General features: G+C 72.9%; 22 protein-coding genes. 16 read left to right on the top strand and 6 right to left on the bottom strand.

Features of this window, described 5'->3' with window-relative positions:
• Positions 1-115 precede the first annotated feature (115 nt).
• Both IIE03_RS08540 and IIE03_RS08535 read left to right on the top strand, forming a co-directional pair.
• Positions 116-958 (top strand): alpha/beta fold hydrolase, encoded by an 843-nt coding sequence (locus tag IIE03_RS08540; RefSeq protein ID WP_192862328.1) that lies wholly within the window; start codon positions 116-118, stop codon positions 956-958.
• 135 nt (positions 959-1,093) lie between these two features.
• A complete protein-coding gene (locus tag IIE03_RS08535; protein ID WP_192862327.1) occupies positions 1,094-1,411 on the top strand; it encodes a hypothetical protein in 318 nt (105 codons plus the stop codon).
• A 43-nt stretch (positions 1,412-1,454) separates the two neighbouring features.
• On the opposite strand, the gene IIE03_RS08530 is transcribed toward IIE03_RS08535, so the two are convergent.
• A complete protein-coding gene (locus IIE03_RS08530) occupies positions 1,455-2,660 on the bottom strand; it encodes a metallophosphoesterase family protein (RefSeq protein ID WP_225997466.1) in 1,206 nt (401 codons plus the stop codon).
• Between the two features lie 77 nt (positions 2,661-2,737).
• On the opposite strand from IIE03_RS08530, the gene IIE03_RS08525 reads away from it, so the two are divergent.
• The 14 genes from IIE03_RS08525 (at position 2,738) to IIE03_RS08460 (ending at position 18,572) form a co-directional block, all read left to right on the top strand.
• Entirely contained in the window at positions 2,738-3,619 is an 882-nt protein-coding gene (locus IIE03_RS08525; protein WP_192862326.1) for an AAA family ATPase, read from the top strand.
• Between the two features lies 1 nt (position 3,620).
• Entirely contained in the window at positions 3,621-4,817 is a 1,197-nt protein-coding gene (locus IIE03_RS08520) for a vWA domain-containing protein (protein ID WP_192862325.1), read from the top strand.
• Positions 4,810-5,979 (top strand): XdhC family protein, encoded by a 1,170-nt coding sequence (locus IIE03_RS08515; protein WP_192862324.1) that lies wholly within the window; start codon positions 4,810-4,812, stop codon positions 5,977-5,979. Before IIE03_RS08520 ends, IIE03_RS08515 begins: the two co-directional genes overlap by 8 nt.
• A complete protein-coding gene (locus IIE03_RS08510) occupies positions 5,976-7,292 on the top strand; it encodes an endo-1,4-beta-xylanase (RefSeq protein WP_192862323.1) in 1,317 nt (438 codons plus the stop codon). Before IIE03_RS08515 ends, IIE03_RS08510 begins: the two co-directional genes overlap by 4 nt.
• 102 nt (positions 7,293-7,394) lie before the next feature.
• Positions 7,395-7,895 carry a (2Fe-2S)-binding protein gene (locus IIE03_RS08505; RefSeq protein ID WP_192862322.1) on the top strand — a complete coding sequence of 167 codons (501 nt, stop codon included), beginning with the start codon at positions 7,395-7,397 and terminating at the stop codon, positions 7,893-7,895.
• A complete protein-coding gene (locus IIE03_RS08500) occupies positions 7,892-10,309 on the top strand; it encodes a xanthine dehydrogenase family protein molybdopterin-binding subunit (protein WP_192862321.1) in 2,418 nt (805 codons plus the stop codon). The genes IIE03_RS08505 and IIE03_RS08500 overlap by 4 nt, the downstream gene beginning before the upstream one ends.
• Positions 10,306-11,193, top strand: a complete 888-nt coding sequence (locus IIE03_RS08495; protein WP_192862320.1) for an FAD binding domain-containing protein — start codon at positions 10,306-10,308, stop codon at positions 11,191-11,193. Before IIE03_RS08500 ends, IIE03_RS08495 begins: the two co-directional genes overlap by 4 nt.
• 22 nt (positions 11,194-11,215) lie before the next feature.
• Entirely contained in the window at positions 11,216-11,686 is a 471-nt protein-coding gene (locus IIE03_RS08490) for an SRPBCC family protein (protein WP_192862319.1), read from the top strand.
• 188 nt (positions 11,687-11,874) lie between these two features.
• On the top strand, positions 11,875-12,993 hold the full coding sequence (locus IIE03_RS08485) for a hypothetical protein (protein ID WP_225997465.1): 1,119 nt from the start codon (positions 11,875-11,877) through the stop codon (positions 12,991-12,993).
• 34 nt (positions 12,994-13,027) lie between these two features.
• On the top strand, positions 13,028-14,218 hold the full coding sequence (locus tag IIE03_RS08480; RefSeq protein ID WP_192862317.1) for a toxic anion resistance protein: 1,191 nt from the start codon (positions 13,028-13,030) through the stop codon (positions 14,216-14,218).
• Positions 14,215-15,813, top strand: a complete 1,599-nt coding sequence (locus IIE03_RS08475) for a substrate-binding domain-containing protein (protein ID WP_192862316.1) — start codon at positions 14,215-14,217, stop codon at positions 15,811-15,813. The genes IIE03_RS08480 and IIE03_RS08475 overlap by 4 nt, the downstream gene beginning before the upstream one ends.
• Positions 15,800-16,420 (top strand): hypothetical protein, encoded by a 621-nt coding sequence (locus tag IIE03_RS08470; RefSeq protein ID WP_192862315.1) that lies wholly within the window; start codon positions 15,800-15,802, stop codon positions 16,418-16,420. Before IIE03_RS08475 ends, IIE03_RS08470 begins: the two co-directional genes overlap by 14 nt.
• Before the next feature lie 128 nt (positions 16,421-16,548).
• Entirely contained in the window at positions 16,549-17,187 is a 639-nt protein-coding gene (locus IIE03_RS08465) for a SigE family RNA polymerase sigma factor (RefSeq protein ID WP_192862314.1), read from the top strand.
• Positions 17,184-18,572 (top strand): hypothetical protein, encoded by a 1,389-nt coding sequence (locus tag IIE03_RS08460; RefSeq protein ID WP_192862313.1) that lies wholly within the window; start codon positions 17,184-17,186, stop codon positions 18,570-18,572. The genes IIE03_RS08465 and IIE03_RS08460 overlap by 4 nt, the downstream gene beginning before the upstream one ends.
• A gap of 107 nt (positions 18,573-18,679) precedes the next feature.
• On the opposite strand, the gene IIE03_RS08455 is transcribed toward IIE03_RS08460, so the two are convergent.
• From IIE03_RS08455 to IIE03_RS08435, 5 genes are all read right to left on the bottom strand, one after another.
• Complete coding sequence (locus IIE03_RS08455; RefSeq protein ID WP_192862312.1) at positions 18,680-20,278, bottom strand: ABC-F family ATP-binding cassette domain-containing protein; 1,599 nt, start codon at positions 20,276-20,278, stop codon at positions 18,680-18,682.
• Between the two features lie 73 nt (positions 20,279-20,351).
• Positions 20,352-21,179: a DUF4184 family protein gene (locus IIE03_RS08450; RefSeq protein ID WP_192862311.1), complete on the bottom strand. Its 828-nt coding sequence runs from the start codon at positions 21,177-21,179 to the stop codon at positions 20,352-20,354.
• Positions 21,180-21,209: 30 nt separating this feature from the next.
• A complete protein-coding gene (locus tag IIE03_RS08445) occupies positions 21,210-22,163 on the bottom strand; it encodes an SURF1 family cytochrome oxidase biogenesis protein (protein ID WP_192862310.1) in 954 nt (317 codons plus the stop codon).
• Entirely contained in the window at positions 22,160-22,420 is a 261-nt protein-coding gene (locus tag IIE03_RS08440) for a hypothetical protein (protein ID WP_192862309.1), read from the bottom strand. The genes IIE03_RS08445 and IIE03_RS08440 overlap by 4 nt, the downstream gene beginning before the upstream one ends.
• Complete coding sequence (locus tag IIE03_RS08435; RefSeq protein ID WP_192862308.1) at positions 22,420-22,866, bottom strand: DUF3099 domain-containing protein; 447 nt, start codon at positions 22,864-22,866, stop codon at positions 22,420-22,422. The genes IIE03_RS08440 and IIE03_RS08435 overlap by 1 nt, the downstream gene beginning before the upstream one ends.
• Between the last annotated feature and the right edge of the window lie 92 nt (positions 22,867-22,958).

Genomic DNA, 22,958 nt, shown 5'->3' with positions numbered 1-22,958 from the left:
GGACGGCCGCCGGCGCAGGGCCGCACGGTCGCCGGGTCCCCGCTGACGGCGTCGATGTCGGTGTGTCCCGCTACCGTGTGGCGTGGTGCGAGCGGAACCTGGCGGAGGGAGTCGTATGGCGTACGTGGAGGTCGACGGTGCGCGGGTGCATCACGAGGTGCGCGGGCCCGATGACCCGGACGCGCCGACGGTCGTGCTGGTGCACGGTTTCACCCTGGACCTGCGGGCGATGACCGTCCCGTTCGAGCCCGTGTTCACACGGCACCCGCAGTGGCGGCGGGTGTATGTCGACCTGCCAGGGCACGGCGGGACGAAGGCGCCCGGCGTCGCCGGGGCCGATGACGTCCTCCGGGTCCTGCGGGCCGCCGTGGAGCTCCTGGTGCCGGGGAGATACGCCGTCGTCGGGCAGTCGTACGGCGGGTACCTGGCGCGCGGGCTGGTGGCGGCGCATCGCGACCGGGTGGACGGCATGGCGATCGTGGTGCCGGTGATCGAGCCGGAGCACGAGAAGCGTGACCTGCCGCCGCGACGGATCCTGTTCCGCGCCCCGGGCCTTGCCGGGCGGGTGGGGCGCGACGCGCTCGACGCGGACGAGATCGGCGTGGCGCAGACGCCCGCCACCTGGGCCCATCGGGAGGCGGCCGTGGTGCCGGGCCAGAAGATCCTGGACGAGACGGCTGCCCTGCGGATCGCGGCGTCGTACGAGGGCACGTTCGCGGTGGACGACGGCGAGTTCGCCCGGCCGAGCCTGATCCTCGCCGGACGGCAGGACAACGTGACCGGCTACCGGGACGCCTGGACGATTCTCGAGAAGTACCCGCGCGCCACGTTCGCCGTGCTGGACCGCGCCGGGCACGATGTGGGCGCCGAGCAGCCGGAACTGTTCGGGGCCCTGGTGGGGGACTGGCTCGACCGGGTGACGGAGCACCGCGAGCGGCCGGAGGGGTATCGCGGCTGATGGCGCGGCCCGGGGCGTCGTCGGCGAGGACCCGATGACCCGTGGTGGTTGTGGCAGGTGCGTTAGATCCCTGTAAGGACCGCATAACCAGGCCGTAAGGGTCATCCGGGGGCTCCGGGCTCTAGCGTCGGTGGCATGAGGATCACCCGGAGCCGCCGCGTCGCGGCCGTCGCACTGTCCGCCCTGACCGCCGCCACCCTCCTGGCCGGCTGCAACGACTCGGAGCCCGCCGAGGACGACATGTCGCCGACGAGTACGGAGGAGATGACGGACGAGGAGATGTCCGACGACGAGATGTCCGAGGACGAGGACATGGAGGGCGAGGAGTCCATGGACGAGGAGTCGATGGACGAGGAATCCATGGAGGGCGAGGAGTCCATGGACGACGAGCACATGGACGAGGAAGGGGAGTCCATGGACGAGGGCGAGGAGTCCATGGACGACGACAGCTGACCCTGGCCGGGCCTGACCGGCCTCCGGTCAGGCCCGGCGCCGCTCAGCCCCTCGGCAGGGGCAGCGGGTCGATCGACTGGTCGTCGGCGGTCAGGTCGATGCCGTAGTCGGCCGCGAACACCATGAACGTGTCGGTGAGGACGCCGTCGGCCCGCTCGTCCAGCGTGTAGACGCGGGCGCCACGAAGGCGGTTGCGCTCGTCGCCGGAGAGGCCGTAGGTGCCGAACCCGGTGTTGCCCGCGTAGCCGAGCAGGACGCCGTAGTAGTCGCCGACATAGGTGTTGACGTGGTCGTGGCCGCAGAAGACGCCCTTGACGTCGCCGCGGTGCTGGATCGCGGAGAACATCCCCGAGTTGAAGGGCCCCGGGCACTCGTCCTCGTTGCGCTCGCCGACGATCCCGTGCCGCTCGGCGCCGCGGGCGTGGTCCGCGTCGGTGCGGCCGTCGACCGAACCGAACCACATGAAGCGGTACTCCCAGAGCGGGATGTGGATGAACATCAGGGAGGGGATCTTGCGCCGATGGCGCCGCTCGAGCGCCTCGGAGGTGCGGAAGTACCAGGACACCTGGTCGCCGCGCAGCCAGTCCCAGGTGGGGTAGCCCTCGAAGTCCTGCCCGGCGAGCGTCTCGGGGGCGTAGCGGCCCGAGTCCAGCAGCCAGATGTTGAAGGCAGGCCGCCCGTTCGTCCCGTCGATCAGGAACTGGGAGTTGCCCTGCCCCGTGACGCCCGGCGCCGTCGCGACGTTCACGTTGTGCTCGTAGGAGCGGTAGAAGGCGAGCATCTGCGCCTCGTCCACATCGTTGAGGTGCAGGTTGTCCTCGTCGTGGTTGCCGAACGTGACGGCCCAGGGGATCCCGCGCGACTCCATGGGCTGGACCACGTTGTTCATCGCCTGGTGCACCTCCCGGGCGGTGTCGCACCCGCCGGTGAGGTTGTCGCCGTTCAGGATGACCAGATCCGGCCGCTGGTCGTCCAGCACGGCGTCCATGAGCTCGAGCGTACGGCGGTCGATCCGCTCGTCGTCCTGGGTGTCGTTGAACTGCACGATCGTGAACCTGCCGTCGCGGCCGAAGCGCAGGCGCGGACGCCGGTACCGCGGCAGGGTGGCGGCCGCCGCGGTGTCCGGTGCCGCAGCGGTGGCGGCGGCGGTCGCGGCGGCCGCGCCGCCGAGGGCCATGAAGGTCCGGCGGCCGAGACCGACGCCCCGCCCTGCGGATGCCGGCGTCTGCTTCAGGGAATCGTTGCTCATACCCCGCGACGTTAGGCACCGGAACTTTCCCGGGAGAGAACGGCACGAGAACTCCGGCCACACCGTAGCCTGAACGAATGAACTCACCCGAGGCCCTCGCCGCGGCACTGGGGGAGGCGGGATACCTCGCCGACGAGGACCTCGCCACGGTCGCGCACCTCGCCCGGGCCATGGAGCGCCCGCTGCTCCTGGAGGGGGAGCCGGGCACCGGCAAGACCGCTCTCGCCGAGGCGCTGGCCGAGGTCACCGGCGCGCCCCTGATCCGGCTGCAGTGCTACGAGGGCATCGACGCCACCCAGGCCCTGTACGACTGGGACTTCGGCCGGCAGATCCTGCACCTGCGGACACTGGAGGCGGCGGCGGTGTCGTCGGACGAGGGCGCCCTGGAGGTCGACACCGTCGAGCGCTCGCTGTTCGACGAGCGTTTCCTCCTGGCCCGGCCCGTCCTGCGCGCGTTGCGGACCACGCCGTCCGTGCTGCTCGTGGACGAGGTCGACCGCGCCGACGACGAGTTCGAGGCCTTCCTGCTGGAGGTCCTGTCCGGCTGGACGGTCACCGTCCCGGAACTCGGCACGATCCGCGCGGCGACGCCGCCCACCGTCGTCCTCACGTCGAACCGCACGCGTGAGCTGCACGACGCCCTCAAGCGCCGCTGCCTCTACCACTGGATCGACCACCCAGGCCTGGAGCGGGAGGTCGCGATCGTGCGGGCGCGCCTGCCCGAGGTCGCCGAGGCCCTGGCCCGCCAGGTAGCCGGCTGCGTGCAGCGGCTGCGTGCGGAGCCGCTGCTCAAGCCGCCGGGCGTCGCCGAGACGCTCGACTGGGCGCGCGCCCTGGAGCGTCTCGGCGCCGCGACGCTCGACCTCGACGCGGCGTCCCGCACCCTCGGCGCGGTGGTCAAGTACCGCGAGGACACGATCCGTGCCCGCGAGGCGCTGACCCGGATCCTGGCGGCGTGACGTGTCCGACGACGGCGAGCGGGTGCTGCTCGGGTTCACGCGGGCACTGCGGGCGGCCGGGGTCGGCGTGACGCACGACCGCGCGACCTCGTTCCTGCAGGCCACCGCCGTGCTCGGCGCCGGAAGCGCCGTCTCCACCTATCGCGCCGGGCGGGCGACGCTCTGCGGCGGCCCGGAGGATCTCGCCCGGTTCGACCAGGTGTTCGCCGCCTGGTTCGGGTCCTCGACCCTGGGGCTGCCGGTGCCCCGCGGCAGGACGGCCGCCGGCCCCGCCCACCACGACCACGCCACCCGGGACACGGACCTCCCCCACCCCGCTGCTGGAGGAGGGTTCGACAGGGCCGCGCAGACCTTTGCGGACCGTTCGAACGGATTCGAAACCCTGCCGAACCCCATTCAGTACGGGGTGGTCGCCGACGACCGCGAAACTCTCCGCCATCGCGACGTCGCCGGCCTCACCGAGGCGGAGCGGCGGGTCCTGGCCGCACAGCTCGCCGCCCTCCGGCCGCGCCCGCCGCTGCGCCGCGCCGCCCGCACCGTGCCGTGGCACCGTGGCCGCCCTGACCTGCACCGCACGCTGCGTGCTTCCCTGCGCCGCGCGGGCGAACCGGCCCGGATCGAGCGCCGCCGCCGGGCCCGGACGCCGCGCCGCGTCGTGCTGCTCGTGGACGTGTCGGGCTCGATGCGCCCGTACGCGGAGGCGCTGCTGCGGCTGGCGCACGCGGTCGTGCGGTCGGCGGCCCCCGCGGGCGCACGCCGCGCCGGGACCCGGTTCCGCGCGGAGGCGTTCACGCTCGGCACCCGGCTGACGCGCGTCACCGACGCCCTGCGCACCGCCGACCCGGAGCGCGCGCTGGCCCGCGCCGGCGACCTCGTCCCGGACTGGGCGGGCGGCACGCGGCTCGCCGGGGCGCTCGCCACGCTGACGGACCGGCACGGCGCGCGGCTGCGCGGGGCGGTCGTCGTGGTCTGCAGCGACGGCTGGGAGCGGGGCGACCCGGCCGACCTGGCCGACCGCGCCGCCCGGCTGCACCGGCTGGCCCACGCCGTGGTGTGGGTGAACCCGCATCGCGGCAAGGCCGGGTACCGGCCGGTGCAGTCGGGGATCGTAGCGGTGCTGCCGTACGTGGACCATTTCCTGGCGGGGCATTCGCTGGGTACGTTCGAGGAGGTGCTGGAGGTGATCGCGCGTGCGTGACGTGCTGGACCAACTGCTGGCGTGGTGGCGGGAGGGTCACCCGGTCGGGATGGGCACGGTCGTGGCGACGTTCCGCTCCGCTCCCCGCCCGCCGGGAGCGGCCATGCTGGTCGGGCCGGGGGCGGAGGGCGCGCCGCCCGTCGCGGTGGGCTCGGTCTCCGGCGGCTGCGTGGAGGGTGCCGTGTTCGACCTCGCGAGCGAGGTCGCCACGACCGGCCGCCCGGTGCTGGAGCGGTACGGCATCTCCGACGACGACGCGTTCGCCGTCGGCCTGACCTGCGGCGGCATCCTGGACGTGTTCGTGGAGCGGGTGGACCGCGCCGGCTTCCCCGACCTGGACGAGGTCGCCGCCGACATCGCCGCCGGACGCCCGGTCGCCGTGGCCACGGTGGTGGAGCACCCGGACGAGGCGGTCGTCGGCCGCCGCCTGGTCGTCCGCCCGGAGTCTCCCGCCCCGGCGAGGCCCGCACTCGCCGGGGCCCGCATGGACGACGCCGTCACCGACGACGCCCTCGGCCTGCTCGCCGGCGGCCTCAGCGAGACCCTCACCTACGGACCCGACGGCGAGCGCCGCGGCGAGGGCTGCCGCGTGTTCGTCTCGTCCTTCGCACCGCGCCCGCGGATGCTCGTGTTCGGCGCGATCGACTTCGCGGCGGCGACGGCGCGGGTCGGCTCGTTCCTCGGCTACCGCGTCACGGTGTGCGACGCCCGGCCGGTGTTCGCGACCGCGACGCGGTTCCCGGACGCGGACGAGGTGGTGACCGACTGGCCGCACCGCTATCTCGCCGCCGAGGCGGACGCGGGCCGGATCGACGCCCGGACGGTGGTGTGCGTGCTGACCCACGACCCGAAGTTCGACGTGCCCGTTCTGGACCTGGCGCTGCGCCTCGACCTGGCCTACGTCGGCGCGATGGGCTCGCGGCGCACGCACGATGACCGTCTCGCCCGGCTCCGCGAGACCGGCGTGCCCGACGACTCCCTGGCGCGCCTGCGCAGCCCGATCGGCCTCGACCTGGGCGCCCGCACCCCGGAGGAGACGGCGATCAGCATCGCCGCCGAGATCGTCTCGGCCCGCTGGGGCGGCTCGGGCGAGTCCCTGACGACGACGGACGGGCGCATTCATCACCAAGGTGTCGCGCGACCTCTAAGGTACCCACCATGACGACGTCGTCCCTCTTCCGGCCGCCCGTGACCCGCCGACCCGATCCCTCGCTCGCGCACCGCCGCGCGGACGTCCGCCTGACGCTGCGCGGCCCGGACGGCGCGGCCCTCGCCGGCCAGGACGTCGTCGTGCGCCAGACCCGGCACGCGTTCTGGTTCGGCTGCATCGGGTTCGACCTGGTGGACCTGGCGAACGGCGACTCGCGCGACCCCGGCTACGACCAGCTCCTGGCGGACGCCTGGCTGGACGTCTTCAACCAGGCGACGCTGCCGTTCTACTGGGGCACGTTCGAGCCGGAGCGGGGCGTGCCGCGCACCGCGCGCCTGCGCCGGGCCGCCGAGTGGTTCGCGGTGCGCGGTGTCGTCGTCAAGGGTCATCCGCTCGTGTGGCACACGGTCCAGCCCGGATGGCTGCTCGACGTCGCCCGCGAGGGTGGCGACCGCGTGACCGCCGCCGGCCTGGCCGAGGTGGAGCGGCTCCAACGCGAGCGCATCCGGCGGGACGTCACGGACATGGCGGGCGTGATCGACACGTGGGACGCGATCAACGAGGTCGTGATCATGCCGGTCTTCACCGCCGAGGACAACGCGATCACGCCGCTCGCCCGCGCCCGCGGACGGGTCGAGACGATCCGGATCGCGTTCGAGGAGGCGCGGGCGGCGAACTCGTCCGCGACCCTCCTGTTGAACGATTTCGACATGTCGACGGCGTACGAGTGCCTCCTCGAGGCCGTGCTGGAGGCGGGCATCCGGATCGACCGCCTCGGCCTGCAGTCCCACATGCACCAGGGATGGTGGGGCGAGGAGAAGACGCTCGACGTCCTGGAGCGCTTCGGCCGCTACGGCATCCCGATCCACTTCACCGAGACCACACTGCTGTCGGGCGAACTCATGCCGGAGCACGTCGTGGACCTCAACGACTGGCAGGTCGACGAGTGGCCGAGCACCGCCGAGGGCGAGGCCCGCCAGGCCGAGGAGCTGGAGGCGCACCTCCGGCTGCTCCTGGCCCACCCGGACGTGGAGGCGTTCACCTACTGGGGGCTGAGCGACCGCGGCATGTGGCTGAACGCGCCGGGCGGCCTCCTGCGCGCGGACGGCTCGCCCAAGCCGGCCTACGACCGCCTCCGCGACCTGGTCAGGGGCGAGTGGTGGCTGGCACCCACCACCCTGCGCACGGACGCCGAGGGCCGCGTGCGCGTGACGGGCTTCCTCGGCGACTACGAGGTCACGCTGCCCGGCGTCCGGGACGCGGCGCCGCTGCCCTTCTCGCTCGACTCGCCGGGGGCCGTGGAACGCACGCTGCGGCTCGCCTGAGCCCGGGCGGCGCCTCCCCGGCCCAGCTGTGGCGGACCGCGGTCGCCCGGGCGTACCGTGATGCGTGTCACACCGTCACAACGCAGTGGCAGAGGAGCGTCCATGACCAGGATCGAGCTCACCGTCGACGGCGCGAAGGTGTCCGACGACGTCGAACCCCGCCTCCTGCTCGTGCAGTACCTGCGCGAGCGGCTCGGCAAGACCGGAACTGTCATCGGCTGCGACACCGCCAGTTGCGGCGCCTGCACCGTCCACCTCGACGGCCACAGCGTGAAGTCGTGCAACGTGCTGGCCGTGCAGGCCGACGGCGCCGAGGTCACCACCGTCGAGGGACTCGCCACCGACGGCGCCCTGCATCCCGTGCAGGAGGCGTTCCACGAGTACCACGCCCTGCAGTGCGGGTTCTGCACGCCGGGCATGATCATGCAGGCCGCGGACCTCCTCGCCGAGAACCCCGCGCCCACCGAGGAACAGATCCGCCAGGGCCTGGAGGGCAACCTCTGCCGGTGCACCGGCTACCACAACATCGTGCGCGCCGTGCAGCACGCGGCGGGCACCCCCGGCACCACGGCCGCACCCGCAGCGGACGGAGGCGCGGCATGACCACCACCGAAGAGGCCCCCACCGCCGAGGCCGCCCACGACGGCGAGATCGGGCGCGACCGACGCCGCAAGGAGGACCACCGCCTCCTCACCGGCCGCACCCGCTGGACCGACAACATCGCGCCGCCCGGCACCCTGCACCTGGCCATGGTGCGCAGCCCGTACGCGCACGCGCGCATCACCGGGATCGACACCCGAGACGCCCAGGCGTCCCCGAACGTCGTCGCCGTGCTCACCGGCGCCGATCTCGCCGACACCCAGGGCGTCCTCGCCAACGCGTGGCCCATCACCACCGACCAGGTCGCACCCGAGCACAAGCCGGTCGCCGTCGACCGGGTCGCGTTCGCCGGCGAGATCGTCGCCGTCGTCGTCGCCCGCAGCGCCGCGGCGGCCGTCGACGCCGCCGAACTGGTCGACGTCGACTACGAGGAACTGCCCGCCGCCCTCGACCTCAAGGACGCCGCCGCGGCGACCCCCGAGAACGGCGGCGCCCTCGCCCACCCCGACCTGGGCACCAACAACTCCGCCCGGTGGATCTTCGACTCCGCCGAGGCCGGCACGGGCGGCGACGTCGAGGACGCCATCGCCGCCGCCCGCTCGGGCGGCATCCTCATCGAGCGCGAGTACCGCCAGCAGCGGCTCATCCCCGCGTTCATGGAACCCCGCTCCGTCGTCGTCGACCCGACCGGCGAGCAGATCACCCTGTGGTCCGCCACCCAGATCCCGCACATCACCCGCTTCCTCCTGGCCGCCACCACCGGCGTGCCCGAGTCGAAGATCCGGGTCATCGCGCCCGACGTCGGCGGCGGGTTCGGCGGCAAGCTGCAGACCACGCCCGAGGAATGGGCGGCCTTCGCCGTCGCGCGACGCCTCGGCAAACCCGTCAAGTACACCGAGACCCGCTCCGAGTCCCTCCTGGCCGCCCACCACGGCCGCGACCAGTGGCAGAAGCTGACCCTCGCGGCGACCACGGACGGCACCGTCACCGGCCTCAAGGTCGAACTGCTCGCCGACCTCGGCGCCTACGTCGCCCTCGTCGGCGGCGGCGTGCCCGTCCTCGGCGCCTTCATGTTCAACGCCATCTACAAGTTCCCCGCCTACCGGTTCGACTGCCGCACCGTCCTCACCAACAAGACCTGGACCGACGCCTACCGCGGCGCCGGACGGCCCGAGGCCACGTTCGCCGTCGAACGGCTCATGGACGAGCTCGCCGCCGAACTCGGCCGCGACCCCCTCGAGGTCCGCCGCCAGAACTGGATCACCCACGACGAGTTCCCGTTCACCACCGTCGCCGGGCTCACCTACGACTCCGGCGACTACGAGTCCGCCACCGCCCAGGCCGTCGAAGCCTTCGGCTACGAGGACCTCCGTGCCGAACAGGCCAGGCGACGCGAGGAACGCGACCCCGTGCAGCTCGGCATCGGCATCTCCACCTTCACCGAGATGTGCGGACTCGCCCCCTCCCGCGTGCTCGGCAGCCTCAACTACGGCGCCGGCGGCTGGGAGCACGCCGAGATCCGCATGCTCCCCACCGGCAAGGTCGAGGTCACCACCGGCGCCAGCGCGCACGGCCAGGGACACGAGACCGCGTTCAGCCAGATCGTCGCCGACCGGCTCGGCGTCCCCTACGAGGACGTCGAGGTGCTGCACGGCGACACGCAGGTCGCCCCCCGCGGCCTCGACACCTACGGCTCACGGTCGCTCACCGTCGGTGGCGAGGCGCTCGCGCTCGCGGCCGACAAGGTCGTGGCCAAGGCCAAGCCGTGGGCCGCGCACCTGCTCGAGGCGGCCCCGGAGGACATCGAGTTCGCCCACGGGAAGTTCACCGTGGCCGGCACGGGCGAGGGCAAGACCGTTCAGGAGATCGCCCTCGCCGCCTTCGCCGCGCACGACTACCCGGAGGGGATCGAACCGAGCATCGACGCCGAGGCCACGTTCGATCCCGTGAACTTCTCGTTCCCCCACGGCACGCACCTGTGCGCCGTCGAGGTCGACACCGAGACCGGCGCCGTCTCCTTGCGCAAGTACGTGTGCGTCGACGACGTCGGCACCGTCATCAACCCGCTCATCGTCGCCGGGCAGGTGCACGGCGGGCTCGTGCAGGGCATCGCCCAGGCCCTCTGGGAGGAGGCCGTGTACGACGACGCCGGCACCCTCCTCACCGGCACCCTCGCCGACTACCTCGTACCCAGCGCCGCCGACCTCATCAGCTTCGACGCCGCACACCGCAGCACCCCCGCCACCACGAACTCGCTCGGCGCCAAGGGCGTCGGCGAGGCCGGCACTATCGCGTCCACCCCCGCCGTCGTGAACGCCGTCGTCGACGCGCTGCGGCCCTACGGCGTGCACGACGTCCGGATGCCCTGCACACCCGCGCGCGTCTGGCACGCCATCCAGGAAGGGAGCGCCGCATGATCCCCACAGCGTTCGACTACGCGCGGCCCACCAGCGTCGACGAAGCCCTCCGGCTCCTCGCACAGGCCGACGACGCCAAGGTGCTCGCGGGCGGCCAGTCGCTCCTGCCCGTCCTGCGCATGCGGCTGAACGCGCCCGACCTCGTCGTCGACCTCGGGCGCATCGACTCCCTGCGCGGCATCCGCGACATCGGCGGCGGAGGCGCCGTCGCCGGGGGAGGAGGAGCCATCGAGATCGGCGCGATGACCCCGTACCACGAGATCCTCGCCTCCGACGAGATCCGCCAGGAGCTCACGCTGCTCCACCACGCCGTCGCGGAGGTGGGCGACCCGCAGATCCGGCACCGGGGGACCCTCGGCGGATCCCTCGCCCACGCCGACCCGGCCGGGGACTGCGGCGCCGTCGCGCTCGCCCTCGAGGCCGAGATGGTCATCGCCGGGCCCTCCGGCGAACGCGTCGTGCCCGCCGCGGACTTCTTCCAGGACCTGTTCACGACCGCCGTCGGCGACGACGAACTCCTCGTCGCCATCCGCTTCCCCGTCCACCCCGGCTGGGGCGCCGGCTACCAGAAGTTCGTGCGCACCGCCCAGCAGTGGCCCGTCGTCGCCGTCGGGGCCTGCGTCCACCTGGCCGACGGGAAGACGATCTCCGAGGCGCGGATCGGCCTGACCAACATGGGGCCGACACCCCTGCGGGCGCGCGCCGTCGAGGAGGCGCTCGCGGGAGTGACGCCGACGCCCGAGGCGGTGGGCGCGGCCTGCGCCGCCGCAGCCGACGGCACCAGTCCGCCGTCGGACCTCAACGGGGACGCCGACTACCGGCGGCACCTGGCGACCGTGCTCGCCCGGCGCGCCGTGCTCGCGGCGGCGGGACACCCGCAGTGACGCCACCCGGAGGAGTGCGCCCATGGAACTGACCCACCGCTTCACCGTGCCCGCGGACGTGGCCACCACGTTCGCGGCGTTCGACGACGTCGAGTCCGTGGCGGAGTGCTTTCCCGGCGCCGAGGTCACGTCGGTGGACGGCGACGCGTTCACCGGGGGCGTGAAGATCAAGCTGGGCCCGATCTCGCTGACGTTCCGGGGCGAGGGCGAGTTCCGGGAGAAGTCGCTCGCGAAGGACGGCTCGTCGGGCCGCATGGTGCTCTCCGCCCGCGGCAAGGACAGGCGCGGCAACGGCACGGCGGGCGCGGAGGCCGTCGTCGCACTCCGTCCCGGGGCAGCCCGGGCGGACGGCGGCCCGGCGACCGACGTCGAGGTCACGACGGACCTCCAGATCGGCGGCAAGGTCGCGAGCATCGGGCGCGGGCTGGTCCAGGAGGTCTCCACCACGATGCTCGGCCGCTTCACGGACTGCCTGGAGAAGAAACTGACCTGAGCGACTTCCCCGGTCAGAGGCACCAGATGGTTGCCCGGAATTCACCGTGGCGCAACCATACTTTCCTTCCGTCCCCATGTGCCCAGAAATAAGGTGAGATCGCAGCCCGGCGGACCACGTCCGGGCACGATCCGGGGCGGGGTATGGCGGCAACCACCAGGCGAACCGTTGGGCTGATTCTTGCGACGGTGCTCGTGATCGGCATCGTCGTCGCGATCATCGTCGGTCGTGGCATGCAGGCAGGCCCGGGCGGCCCCGCGGCGGGCGGCGGCGACCTCACGGTCGTCACGGGCGTGATCGGCTCGGAGAAGAAGCCCTTCTTCGACGACCCGCGCGTCAGGGAGGAGTTCGCGAGGCACGGCCTGGACGTGCGCGTCACCACGGCGGGCTCGCGGCAGATCGCCACCAGCGTCGACCTGGACGGCGTCGACTTCGTCTTTCCCTCGTCCGCCCCCGCCGCCGACAAGGCGCGCGAGGTGACGGGCGCCGAGACGGTCCACGCGCCGTTCTACTCGCCGATGGTCGTGGCCAGCTTCGAGCCGATCGCCGAACTGCTCGAGGAGGCGGGCGTCGCCAGGCGGTCCGACGCAGGGATGTGGACCCTCGACATGCACGCCTACCTCGAGCTGGTCGCGGACGACACCCGCTGGAACCAGCTGGAGGGCGCCGACGACGCCTACCCGAGCTCGCGCTCGATCCTCATCTCCAGCACCGACATCCGCACCTCCAACTCCGCGGCGATGTACCTCGCCATCGCCTCGTACGTGGCGAACGGCGACAACATCGTGAGCGGCGCGCGGCAGCAGGACGAGGTGCTGGACGAGATGTCCGCCCTCTTCCTCAAGCAGGGCTACTCCGCGGACAGCTCGGAGTCGCCGTTCGAGGACTACCTCAGCCAGGGCATCGGCTCCAAGCCGCTCGTGATGGCCTACGAGGCGCAGTTCCTCGGCCGGCAGCTCAACGAGGCCACCGCGGCGGCGATCACCGACGACATGGTCCTGCTCTATCCCGCGCCGACGATCCTGTCCAAGCACTCGCTGGTCTCGCTGACCGACGCCGGCGACCAGGTCGGCAGGCTGCTGACCGACGACGACGCGCTGGCCCGCCTGGAGGCGGCGTACGGCTTCCGGCCGAACGACGCCGCCGTGTTCACCTCCGTCCTCGAGGAGAGCGGGGTTCCCGTCCCGCCCGCGCCCGTCGACGTCGTCGAACCGCCCGCCTACGAGTCGCTCGAGGGAATGATCCAGGAGATCGCCGAGCGGTACGACACGTCCGCGCCGACCGAGCACCCCACCGCCGATCAATGACCGGACGCACTGCCGGCACCCCCGGAGGACCACGATGAACGACAGCAGTTCCCCCGAGCCCGCGCCGCTGGTACTGGAACCCCCGGCCGCCGTCGCGCCGGTCGAGCCCGAGCAGGCCGGGGCCGTCGTCCCGCTCGAGGCCGGGCGCCGTGCCGAACTCGCCGAACGGGCGAGCACGTTCGTCAGCGGGCTGACGGGCCTCGACCCGCGGGACCCGGACTTCGCCGCGAGGGTCAAGGACGTCTCGGCCATGGGCCGCGACGACATCCGCGCCGCCGCCTCGGTGACCAGCCGCATGCTCGAACGCCCCGTGGCCGCGCTGGAAGCGGCCCAGGGCCGGGGCACCGAGACCGATCCGCAGCGCCGGGTCGCCACGTCACTCGTGGAACTCCGGCTCACCGTCGAGGAGCTCGACCCGGCCAAGGCCGCCGACGGCGGCTTCGGCAAGTTCCTGCGCGACCTGCTGCCGTTCCGCAAGCAGCTCCAGAGCTACTTCGCCCGCTACGTCTCCGCCCAGGGCCAGCTCGACCGGATCATCCGCGCGCTGCAGAGCGGCTCCGACACCCTGCTCAAGGACAACGCCGCGGTCGAGGGCGAGAAGGCGCGGCTCTGGGAGACGATGACCAAGCTGCAGGAGTACGCGACCCTGACCGCCGCGCTCGACACGGCGCTCGTCGACGAGATCGCGCGCATCCGCGCCGTCGACCCCGAGAAGGCCGACGCGTTCACCTCCGACGTCCTCTTCGAGGTCCGCCAGAAGCACCAGGACCTGCTCACCCAGCTCGCGGTCTCCGCCCAGGGGTACATGGCCCTCGACGTCGTCCGCAAGAACAACGCCGAACTCGTCAAGGGCGTCGAACGCGCGACGACGACCACGGTCTCCGCGCTGCGCACCGCGGTGATCGTGGCGCAGGCGCTCGCGAACCAGAAGCTCGTCCTCGACCAGATCGACGCGCTCAGCAGCACGACGTCGAACATCATCGTGGCGACCTCCGAGATGCTGAAGCAGAACTCGGCGCGGGTGGCCGAGCAGGCCACGAACCCGAGCGTGAGCGTCCAGGCGCTGGAGACGGCGTTCACGAACATCTACGAGACCATCGACGCCGTCGACGGCTACAAGGCGAAGGCCGTCGAGACGATGGGGCAGACCGTGACCGCCCTGCGGCAGCGCCTCGACGAGGCGTCGGCGTACCTCGAGCGGGCGAAGCCGGAGGGCCAGGCATGAGGCGAGGGAGTCTCCCGGCGGGGATCGCCGCCGTCGTCTCCGCGACGTTGTTCCTCGCCGGCTGCGTCCCCGGGGCCGACGACGGCGCGTTGCCGGACGGCCCGGACACCCTCCGGATCCTCGCGGGCAGCGAGGTCAAGGACATGGTCCCGATCCTGGAGGACGCCGCCGAGGAGACGGGCGTGAAGGTGGTGTTCGAGTACACCGGCACGCTGGAGGGAACCGAACTGGTCGCGTCCGGTGGAGCCGCCGGGAGGTACGACGCGACCTGGTTCCCCAACAACCGGTACCTCTCCCTGCTGCCCGGCGCGGGCCAGGAGATCTCGGAGAGCGTCCGGATCATGAGCTCGCCGGTCGTGCTGGGACTGCGCTCCGACGTCGCGGAGCGGCTCGGCTGGGACGCCGAGCCGCCGACCTGGGCCGAGCTGGCCGAGGCGGCCGCGGCGGGGGACTTCACGTACGGCATGACGAACCCGGCGGCGTCGAACTCCGGGTTCAGCGCCCTGGTCGCGGTGGCGACCGCGCTGTCCGGGACGGGGACGGCGCTCCAGGAACGCGACATCGAGTCGGTCACGCCGGAGATGACGAAGTTCTTCTCGGCGCAGAAGCTGACGGCGGGGTCCTCCGGCTGGCTGGCCGAGAAGGTGGTCTCGGAGCCGGACACGGTCGACGGCCTGATCAACTACGAGTCCGTGCTCATGGGCCTCGAGCTGGGTGGGGCGCCCGCCACGATCGTGACGCCGTCGGACGGGGTCGTCACCTCCGACTACCCGCTCACGCTGCTGCAGAGCGCGACCGGGAAGAAGGAGAAGTTCGACGCGCTCACCGACTGGCTCACCACGCCCGAGGTGCAGGAGCGGATCGTGCGCGAGGTGCACCGCCGGCCCGCCGTACCGGGCGTCGACACGGGCGGCGTGTTCGGTGACGAGGTCCTGTTCGAGACACCGTTCCCGGGCACGATCGACGTCGCCAACGCGCTGATCTCCACGTACCTCGACACGGTCCGGGCACCGTCCCAGTCGGTGTTCGTGCTCGACACGTCCGGCTCGATGGCGGGCGAGCGGATCGACGCGCTCAAGGCGTCGCTGTCCGGCCTGTCCGGGGCCGACACGTCGACGACCGGCTCCTTCAACCAGTTCCGCGTCCGTGAGCGGATCACGTTGCTGCCGTTCGACGACGTGCCCGGTGCGCCCACCGTGGTGGACGTGCCGGAGACGGACAAGAGCGGGGCGCTGGAGGAGATCCGGTCGGTGACGGACGGCCTGCACGCCGAGGGTGGCACGGCGATCTACGACTCGCTCCGGGAGGCCTACGAGGTCGCCGTCGCGCAGCGCGCCGAACGGCCCGACACGTTCGTCTCCATCGTGCTCATGACCGACGGCGAGAACGCCAACGGTTCGGACGCGGCGGACTTCGAGTACTACTACGCGGGGCTCGGACCGGACGCGCGGGGCATCCCGGTGTTCGTCGTGCTGTTCGGCGACGGCGACGTGGACGAGCTGACGCGCGTCGCCGAGTTGAGCGGCGGCCAGGTGTTCGACGCGCTGAACGGAGATCTCGCCGGAGCGTTCCAGGAGATCCGTGGCTACCAGTAAGTTCATGGACGGCCCTGTGGGCCGGTACGTGGGCTCGAGGAAGAACCTCGCGGGGACCGCACTGGGCGTCGGCGCGGTCGCCGCGCAGCTCACCGTCGGACTGGGCGAGTTCTGGCTCGCGGTGGTGGCGGGGGCGTACGCCGTGGGCGCGCTCGTCATGCCGGGGGAACCGCCACTGACGGTCACGCTGGGTGCGGGAGCGCCGGCCCAGGAGGTGGAACAGGGCGTCGCCAAGATCCGGCGAGCCGCCGCGCGACTGGAACCCGGGACGCGGGAGCCCGCCGACCGGCTGCTGGTCGCCCTGGACGAGATCGTCGCCCGGTGGGACGAACTCGCCGGGGCGCCGGAGCAGCGGTACCTCGTCGAGTCCATCGTCGGGGACTACCTGCCGACGTCGCTGCGGCGCTACCTCGACCTGCCCCGACGCGTGCGCGTCGAGGTGCGGGGCGGCACGAGTCCGCAGCGTGAGCTGGTGGCACAGCTCGAGCTGCTGGCCGAGGAGGCGGGCCGGATCCGCGACGCGGTGTACTCCCGCGCGCTGGACGCCCTGGACGACCACGGCCGGTTCCTGCGGGAGAAGTTCAAGCGGTCGGAGCTGGATCTGTAGCCGGGGCGTCCTCGCAACCGGCACGGTAGCGTCAACGGTTCCGGCCCCGCGGAGCGTCATGGCGGGTGGAGGCGCGGGAGAGGCCCGCGCCGGGACCCGGGAGACGTGATGAGCATGCGGAGCCGGCCATGACGGCGGGGTGGGACGCCGAACTGACCGAACTGGTCACCCACCGGGGCGGGGCGCTGGTGAGTCACGCCTACATGCTGGTCGGGGACCGCCGCGAGGCCGAGGACCTGGTCCAGGACGCCCTGGTCAAGGTGTACTCGAAGTTCCGGCGGCCGCGGCAGGCGGGCACGGGCGGGATGGCGACGCTGGACGTGGGCTCGCCGGTGGAGAACGTCGAGGGCTACGTGCGGCGCACGATCATGACCCTCTTCCTGGACGGGTACCGCCGCCGGCGCAGGTGGTTCGGCGTGCACCATCTCCTGGCTGCGGACGCGAGCGTGCGGGGCGCGGACGTCCCGGCCGCCGCGCGCGCCGACGTGCGCGCCGCGCTGAAGCAGCTCACACCCCGGCGGCGGGCGTGCGTGGTGCTGCGCTACTACGAGGACCTGACGGTGCCGCAGATCGCGGCGGAGCTCGGCGTCACCGAAGGAACGGTGAAACGGCATCTGCACGCCGCGATGCCCGTGCTGCGGGAGCTGCTCGGCAGCGGCGGCGGGCCGGACGGCGAGACCGGTCCGGGACGGGCGACCGCGCCCGGCACGCGACGGATCAGCACGATCAGCACGAACGCCGCCCTGGAAGGAGGGAGCGCACGATGAGCGCCACCACCACGAACGACGAGTGGGCCACACCCGACGAGGGCGCCGCGCTGTCGGGCCTCCTGCGGGATCACGGCGCGGGCGTCCGCCCGGAGGGGCAGGCCGCGCTCGCCGAAGGGCTGCCGACCCTGCGGGGCCGGGTGCGGCGTCGCCGCGTCGCCAAGGCCGGCGGGACCGCCGCCGCGCTCGCCCTGGCGGGCGTGCTGGCGGTGACCGGATCGCAGGCCGCCGAGTGGATCCAGGGTGAGCCGGCGCCGCTGCCGGGCGACCCGAGCACCGCGCCGCCGGTGGTCAGCCCCGGCCCGGACCGGGCCGAGGGCGAGATCCCGGACGGGGTGACCGTCGAGTACCAGGACGGGTACGTGCCCGACGGCTGGGAGGGGAGCGGGGCCTACTGCGGGATGTCCGTCGCGGAACTGGAGGACGTCGCGGAGCCCACGGGGGTCGCCGGTTTGCAGGTCGACATGGCAGGCGAGCCCGCCGCCTACCGGGAGCGGGAAGGCTGGTGGGTCCCGGCCACGATCTCCGGCGAGGCGATCGGTGACGCGGTCCAGGAGCCGTTCCTCGTCTGGTCGCAGGACGGGACGGTGGTGGACCTGGGCTGGGACTTCTCGAGCGAGGGGAACTACGGGATCGCCGAGGCCGACATGGGGGAGTGGTGGGGGCCGGTTCGTGCGGAGCCGGTCACGGGCTGCCTGCCCACGGAAGGTGCCGACGAACCCTGGGACGAGGACCGGTACCAGCACGTGCGCGAGGCGGGGCGGTTCGAGGTCCGGGTGGCCGTGCGGGCGCACGGGGCGGACTCCGCCCTGTACCTCAGCGAGCCGGTGGAGCTCGAGACCGCCGACGGGGCCGGCGGCCCGGTCGGCGGCGGGCCGTCGGTGGACCCGGAAGTGTACTGGGACGAGTTCAAGCCGGACTGGCTCACCTGGTCCGGCGTCGGCTGCCTGGCGTCCGAGGAGACCGTGCTGGCCGAGTCCTCCGCCGACGAGCGATGGACGTTCGACCTGCACGACGTCGCCGTGACGACGATCCTCGGGCGCTGGCAGATCCCGGTGACGCTGACGGACGGCGACCGTGACCCGGACCTCCCGTACGCGCCTCCGACGATCATCCTGTTCGACGAGGGCGTGCTGGTCGGGCACGGGTATCCCGGTCCCACGCTGGATCCGGTGACCGGCGGGGACGGGTGGGGTTACGCGTACTCGTACCCGATGAACTCCTGCCGGCGCACCGCGGAAGGCGCCGGGGCCCCGATCCCGGAGGGCGATTACACGGCCCGGGTCATGACGGTGCTCGATCCGGCGAGCGCCGCACCGCGGTTCGTGTGGAGCGACGCCATCCCGGTGAGCGTCGCGGAGGACGGGGAGCTCTCGGCCCGCTGACGACCGGCCGGGCCGCGCGAGATGCGTCGAGTGGTCGGCCGGATGCCGATGCGGTCGGTCTCCTGAGGGAGCGACCGCATCGGCATCGGGTCGACCACATCACCTGATCAGGCGAGCGACACCAGCTCCGCGTAGCTCTCGTTCCAGAGGTCCTCGTCGCCGTCCGGCAGGAGGAGGACGCGCTCGGGTTCGAGCGCGTCGACCGCGCCGTCGTCGTGCGTGACCATGACGACGGCGCCCTCGTACGTCTTCAGCGCGCCGAGGATCTCGGAGCGGGAGGCCGGGTCGAGGTTGTTGGTGGGCTCGTCGAGCAGGAGCACGTTGGCGCTGGAGACGACGAGCGTCGCGAGGGCGAGGCGGGTCTTCTCGCCGCCGGACAGGACGCGGGTGGGCTTGTCGGCGTCGTCCCCCGAGAAGAGGAACGAGCCGAGCACGTTGCGCACCTGGGTGTCGGTGAGGTCCGGGGCGGCGTGCCGCAGGTTCTCGACGACGGTCGCGTCCATGTCGAGGGTGTCGTGCTCCTGGGCGTAGTAGCCGAGCTTGAGCCCGTGACCGGCGTCGACAGTGCCCGAGTCGGGCTTCTCGACGCCGGCGAGCAGCCGGAGCAGCGTCGTCTTGCCCGCGCCGTTCAGGCCGAGGACGACGACGCGCGACCCGCGGTCGATCGCCAGGTCCACGCCCGTGAACACCTCGAGCGACCCGTAGGACTTGGACAGCCCGCTCGCCGTGATCGGCGTCTTGCCGCAGGGCGCGGGCGTCGGGAACCGCAGCTTGGCGACCCGGTCCGCCTGCCGCACGCCCTCCGCGCCGTCCAGCATCTGCTCGGCGCGGCGGATCATGTTCTGCGCGGCGGTCGCCTTGGTGGCCTTCGCGCGCATCTTGTTCGCCTGGGACATGAGCGCGGCGGCCTTCTTCTCGGCGTTGTCCCGCTCGCGCCGGCGTCGTCGTTCGTCCGTCTCCCGCTGCTTCTGGTAGTTGTCCCAGCCCATCGCGTACTGGTCGAGCTCGCCGCGGTTGGCGTCCAGGTGGAACACCTTGTTGACGCAGGCGCGCAGCAGGTCGACGTCGTGCGAGATGACGATGAAGCCGCCGCTGTACGTGCGCAGGTAGTCGCGCAGCCAGGCGATGGAGTCGGCGTCGAGGTGGTTGGTGGGCTCGTCGAGCAGCAGGGTGTCGACGCCGGAGAACAGGATGCGCGCCAGTTCGATCCGGCGGCGCTGGCCACCCGAGAGGGTGTGCAGCGGCTGCGCGAGCACACGCTCGTCGAGGCCCAGGTTCGCGGTGATGACCTGCGCCTCCGCCTCGGCGGCGTATCCGCCCGCAGCGAGGAAGCGCGCCTCCAGCTTGGGGTAGCGCTCCAGGGCGCGGGCCATCACGTCCGGGTCCTCGGAGGCCATCTCGGCCTCGGTGGTGCGCATCCTGGCGATGAGCTTGTCGAGGTCGCGTGCCGACAGCACGCGGTTCATGGCCACGACGTCGAGGTCGCCCGTGCGAGGGTCCTGCGGCAGGTAGCCGATCTCGCTGCCACGGGTGATCTGCCCCGCCGCTGGGAGGGTCTCGCCCGCGAGGGTCTTGGTGAGCGTGGTCTTGCCGGCGCCGTTGCGGCCCACCAGCCCGATGCGGTCGCCCGGCGCGACCCGGAACGTCGCGGGGTTCAGCAGTGCGCGGGCGCCGAAGCGCAGCTCCACGCCATGGGCGGTGATCACGGGATGAGGGTCCTTCGGAGGTCGCAGGGAGTGCGGGGCCCATGGCGGCCGAGCCGAACGGGGCCGGGCCAGTCTACGCAGTCGAGGCGGGGCGGCGCAGTGAGTTACGTCGCTGGTGGCGGTTCGCGTGGACGAGCCACCATGCGGCGACGTAGACGGCGGCGGCCCCGAACAGCGTGACGCCCGCGGTCTCCGCGGCAGCCCGGAGGAGGACCTCGACGGAGACACCGGCCGGGTCGCCGGCCGCACTCCGCCACTGCAGCAGCGCTCCGGCGACGGCGCCTGCGGCGGCCACCGCCAGGACCGTCACGGCCGCACCGGCCCGGACCCGCAGGCCGGACCGGCGGCGCCACAGGTACCATGCGAGCACCACCAGGCCCGCCACGGTGCTCACGTGCTGGAGCAGTCTCGCCCAGGTCAGGCCGCCGATCGCCGGGTCGGAGAGCGCCGCCACGTGTGTGACGACGTACCCGTCACCGTGGGTGAACGAGTCCCAGAGCAGGTGCGTGGCGATCCCGATCAGCAGCGACAGCAGGATCCATCCGCCGCGGACGGCCACCGGACGCAGCCCGCCCCCGCCGCCCGCATCATCGCGCGGGGCCGCGCCGTCCGCCGTCGGACCTGCCACGAGCAGGGCCGCGGCAGGGCGCCGGGCCGCCCACCAGGCCGCGGCGAGCAGGATCGCGTAGGGCAGGCCGACCGTCAGGGAGCCGGTCAGGCCGTGCGAGGTGGTCGCGTTGAGATACGGCTCGTACCAGGACTGCGCGGTCACGGGAACGGGCAGTGCCCGGGCGAAGTAGGGCAGGTCCGGCGCGATCGCCCCGGCCACCAGGCCGGCCGCGCTGAGGGGCCGGCGCACGAACGGCAGCACGGCGGCAGGGTGGGACAGAGTGAAGGGCATCGCCCCAAGAGTAGGTCAGTGACGATGAGGTCAGCGGAGCTGGGAGTCGATGAGGGCGTCCTCGTCGTCGGAGTCGGCGGTGGGGCGCGAGAGGAGGCCCCGGGCGCCGGGCCGGGCCGGGCGGCGCGCGCGCGATGTCGTCCCGCCCGTGGCGGCGTCGACGTCGGGCGCGGCCAGGAGCAGGTCCCCGGCCGACACCGTAGCGCCCCGCAGCGCGCCGCGCTCGCGCCGCCAGAGCAGCACGTAGCCGGCGATCGCTCCGACCGAGAACACGCCCCACTGGAACGCGTAGCTCAGGTGCGACCCGGGATCGGTGTCGGGCGCGGGGAGCGCGACGGGCGCCGTCGCGGGTCGTGGCTCCTCGGCGCGGAGCGCCCCGTACGCACCGACCGTGCGGCCGTCGGCCCAGGCCGCGCCGTCGGGGCCGGCGGCCAGGACCTGGGCGGTCGAGATCGCCTGGACCTGCCCCTCGGGGGCACCGCGGGACGACGGCGGCTCGTCGAGGCGCAGCGACGCCGTCACCTCGACCTCCCCGGCCGGGGCCTCCGGCACGGAGGCGGGCGCGCTGCCGTCCGCGCCCAGGGGAACGAACCCGCGGTCGATCACCACGACGATCCCGTCCGGCGCGTCCGGGTGCTCCGCGACGAACGGGACGAGCACGTGGTAGCCGGGCGTGGAGTGCACGGGCCGGTTGCGCAGCAGGACCGTCGCATCGGACTCGTAGCGGCCCGTCAGGGTGACGGGCTGCCAGACGGCGTCGTCGGGCAGGACGGCGCCCGGGCCGTCGAGCACGTCCTCTACCGGCACGGCCGCGGCCGACCAGTTCGCCTCGATCAGGTCGATCTGCGCGCTGCGGTCCTCGTAGCGGTCCCACTGCCAGCGGCCCGCGACCAGGCACAGCGTGGCCAGCAGCACGGCGGCGACGCCGAGGACGACCCACTGCCTGGTGGTACGGGGCGCACGGGCCTGGCCGGCAGCGCTCACGCGCTCTCCTGACGGTCCAACTCGGCGACCGGGACGGTCTGCTTCCAGAAGCTCCGCGCGGACAGGAACTGCTCCAGGTGCTCGCGGTGGTCGTCGCAGGCGAGCCACACCTTGCGGCGTTCGGGGGTGTGCAGGCGCGGGTTGTTCCACAGCAGGCCCCAGGCAGCCTCCGCCCGGCAACCCTTCGCGCTGCAGATCAGCTCGCCGACGGGGTCCGGCGTCGCGGCGGACCCGCCGCCCAGTCCCAGGACGTCCATCAGTTCTTCTTCTCCACGGGTTCGTCGCGCAGGGGTTCGTCGTGCAGAGGCTCGTCACGCACGTCGTCGAGCAGGGCGTCGCCGTCGATCACGGTGTGCCTCGTGCCCGACGGCGGCCGCCCGGCGTCGTCGGGCCCGTCACCGGCCGCGGGGAGCGCGGCCGGACCCTCGGGCACGTAGGCCTGGGCGTCGCGCGGCGCGCGGTTCGGCCCGGCGTTGACGAAGACGACGGCGGTGTACGGCAGCACGACCGCGCCGACGGCGAGCGTCCACCCCAGCCAGGCGGGCCCCATGGTGAGGCAGAGGATCGCGGCGATGAAGCAGACCAGTCGGATCGCCATCTGGATGAGGTAGACCTTGGCGCGCCGCGCCTGGTCGGCGTCGAGCGACTCGGGGACCGACGTGATCGACTGGACCTCGGGCTCGGGACGCGGAGCCTTGCTCATCACCCCAGTCTACGAGCCGTGTGCTGCGCCCCGGTCCAGGCCGTCGAACAGGGCAACCTGACGAGTTCGTAGCGGTCACAGGCTCCAAGCGC

The organism is Myceligenerans pegani, assembly GCF_014892515.1.
Classification (GTDB): Bacteria; Actinomycetota; Actinomycetes; order Actinomycetales; family Cellulomonadaceae; genus Myceligenerans; species Myceligenerans pegani.
Note: the sequence above shows the minus strand (reverse complement) of the source record. Positions and strands in the feature narration are given on the sequence as shown.

Coding starts and splice junctions, on each gene's coding strand:
- IIE03_RS08540 (WP_192862328.1), top strand. CDS start 116: ATGGCGTACGTGGAGGTCGACGGTGCGCGGGTGCATCACGAGGTGCGC.
- IIE03_RS08535 (WP_192862327.1), top strand. CDS start 1,094: ATGAGGATCACCCGGAGCCGCCGCGTCGCGGCCGTCGCACTGTCCGCC.
- IIE03_RS08530 (WP_225997466.1), bottom strand. CDS start 2,660: ATGAGCAACGATTCCCTGAAGCAGACGCCGGCATCCGCAGGGCGGGGC.
- IIE03_RS08525 (WP_192862326.1), top strand. CDS start 2,738: ATGAACTCACCCGAGGCCCTCGCCGCGGCACTGGGGGAGGCGGGATAC.
- IIE03_RS08510 (WP_192862323.1), top strand. CDS start 5,976: ATGACGACGTCGTCCCTCTTCCGGCCGCCCGTGACCCGCCGACCCGAT.
- IIE03_RS08505 (WP_192862322.1), top strand. CDS start 7,395: ATGACCAGGATCGAGCTCACCGTCGACGGCGCGAAGGTGTCCGACGAC.
- IIE03_RS08500 (WP_192862321.1), top strand. CDS start 7,892: ATGACCACCACCGAAGAGGCCCCCACCGCCGAGGCCGCCCACGACGGC.
- IIE03_RS08495 (WP_192862320.1), top strand. CDS start 10,306: ATGATCCCCACAGCGTTCGACTACGCGCGGCCCACCAGCGTCGACGAA.
- IIE03_RS08490 (WP_192862319.1), top strand. CDS start 11,216: ATGGAACTGACCCACCGCTTCACCGTGCCCGCGGACGTGGCCACCACG.
- IIE03_RS08480 (WP_192862317.1), top strand. CDS start 13,028: ATGAACGACAGCAGTTCCCCCGAGCCCGCGCCGCTGGTACTGGAACCC.
- IIE03_RS08475 (WP_192862316.1), top strand. CDS start 14,215: ATGAGGCGAGGGAGTCTCCCGGCGGGGATCGCCGCCGTCGTCTCCGCG.
- IIE03_RS08465 (WP_192862314.1), top strand. CDS start 16,549: ATGACGGCGGGGTGGGACGCCGAACTGACCGAACTGGTCACCCACCGG.
- IIE03_RS08460 (WP_192862313.1), top strand. CDS start 17,184: ATGAGCGCCACCACCACGAACGACGAGTGGGCCACACCCGACGAGGGC.
- IIE03_RS08450 (WP_192862311.1), bottom strand. CDS start 21,179: ATGCCCTTCACTCTGTCCCACCCTGCCGCCGTGCTGCCGTTCGTGCGC.
- IIE03_RS08440 (WP_192862309.1), bottom strand. CDS start 22,420: ATGGACGTCCTGGGACTGGGCGGCGGGTCCGCCGCGACGCCGGACCCC.
- IIE03_RS08435 (WP_192862308.1), bottom strand. CDS start 22,866: ATGAGCAAGGCTCCGCGTCCCGAGCCCGAGGTCCAGTCGATCACGTCG.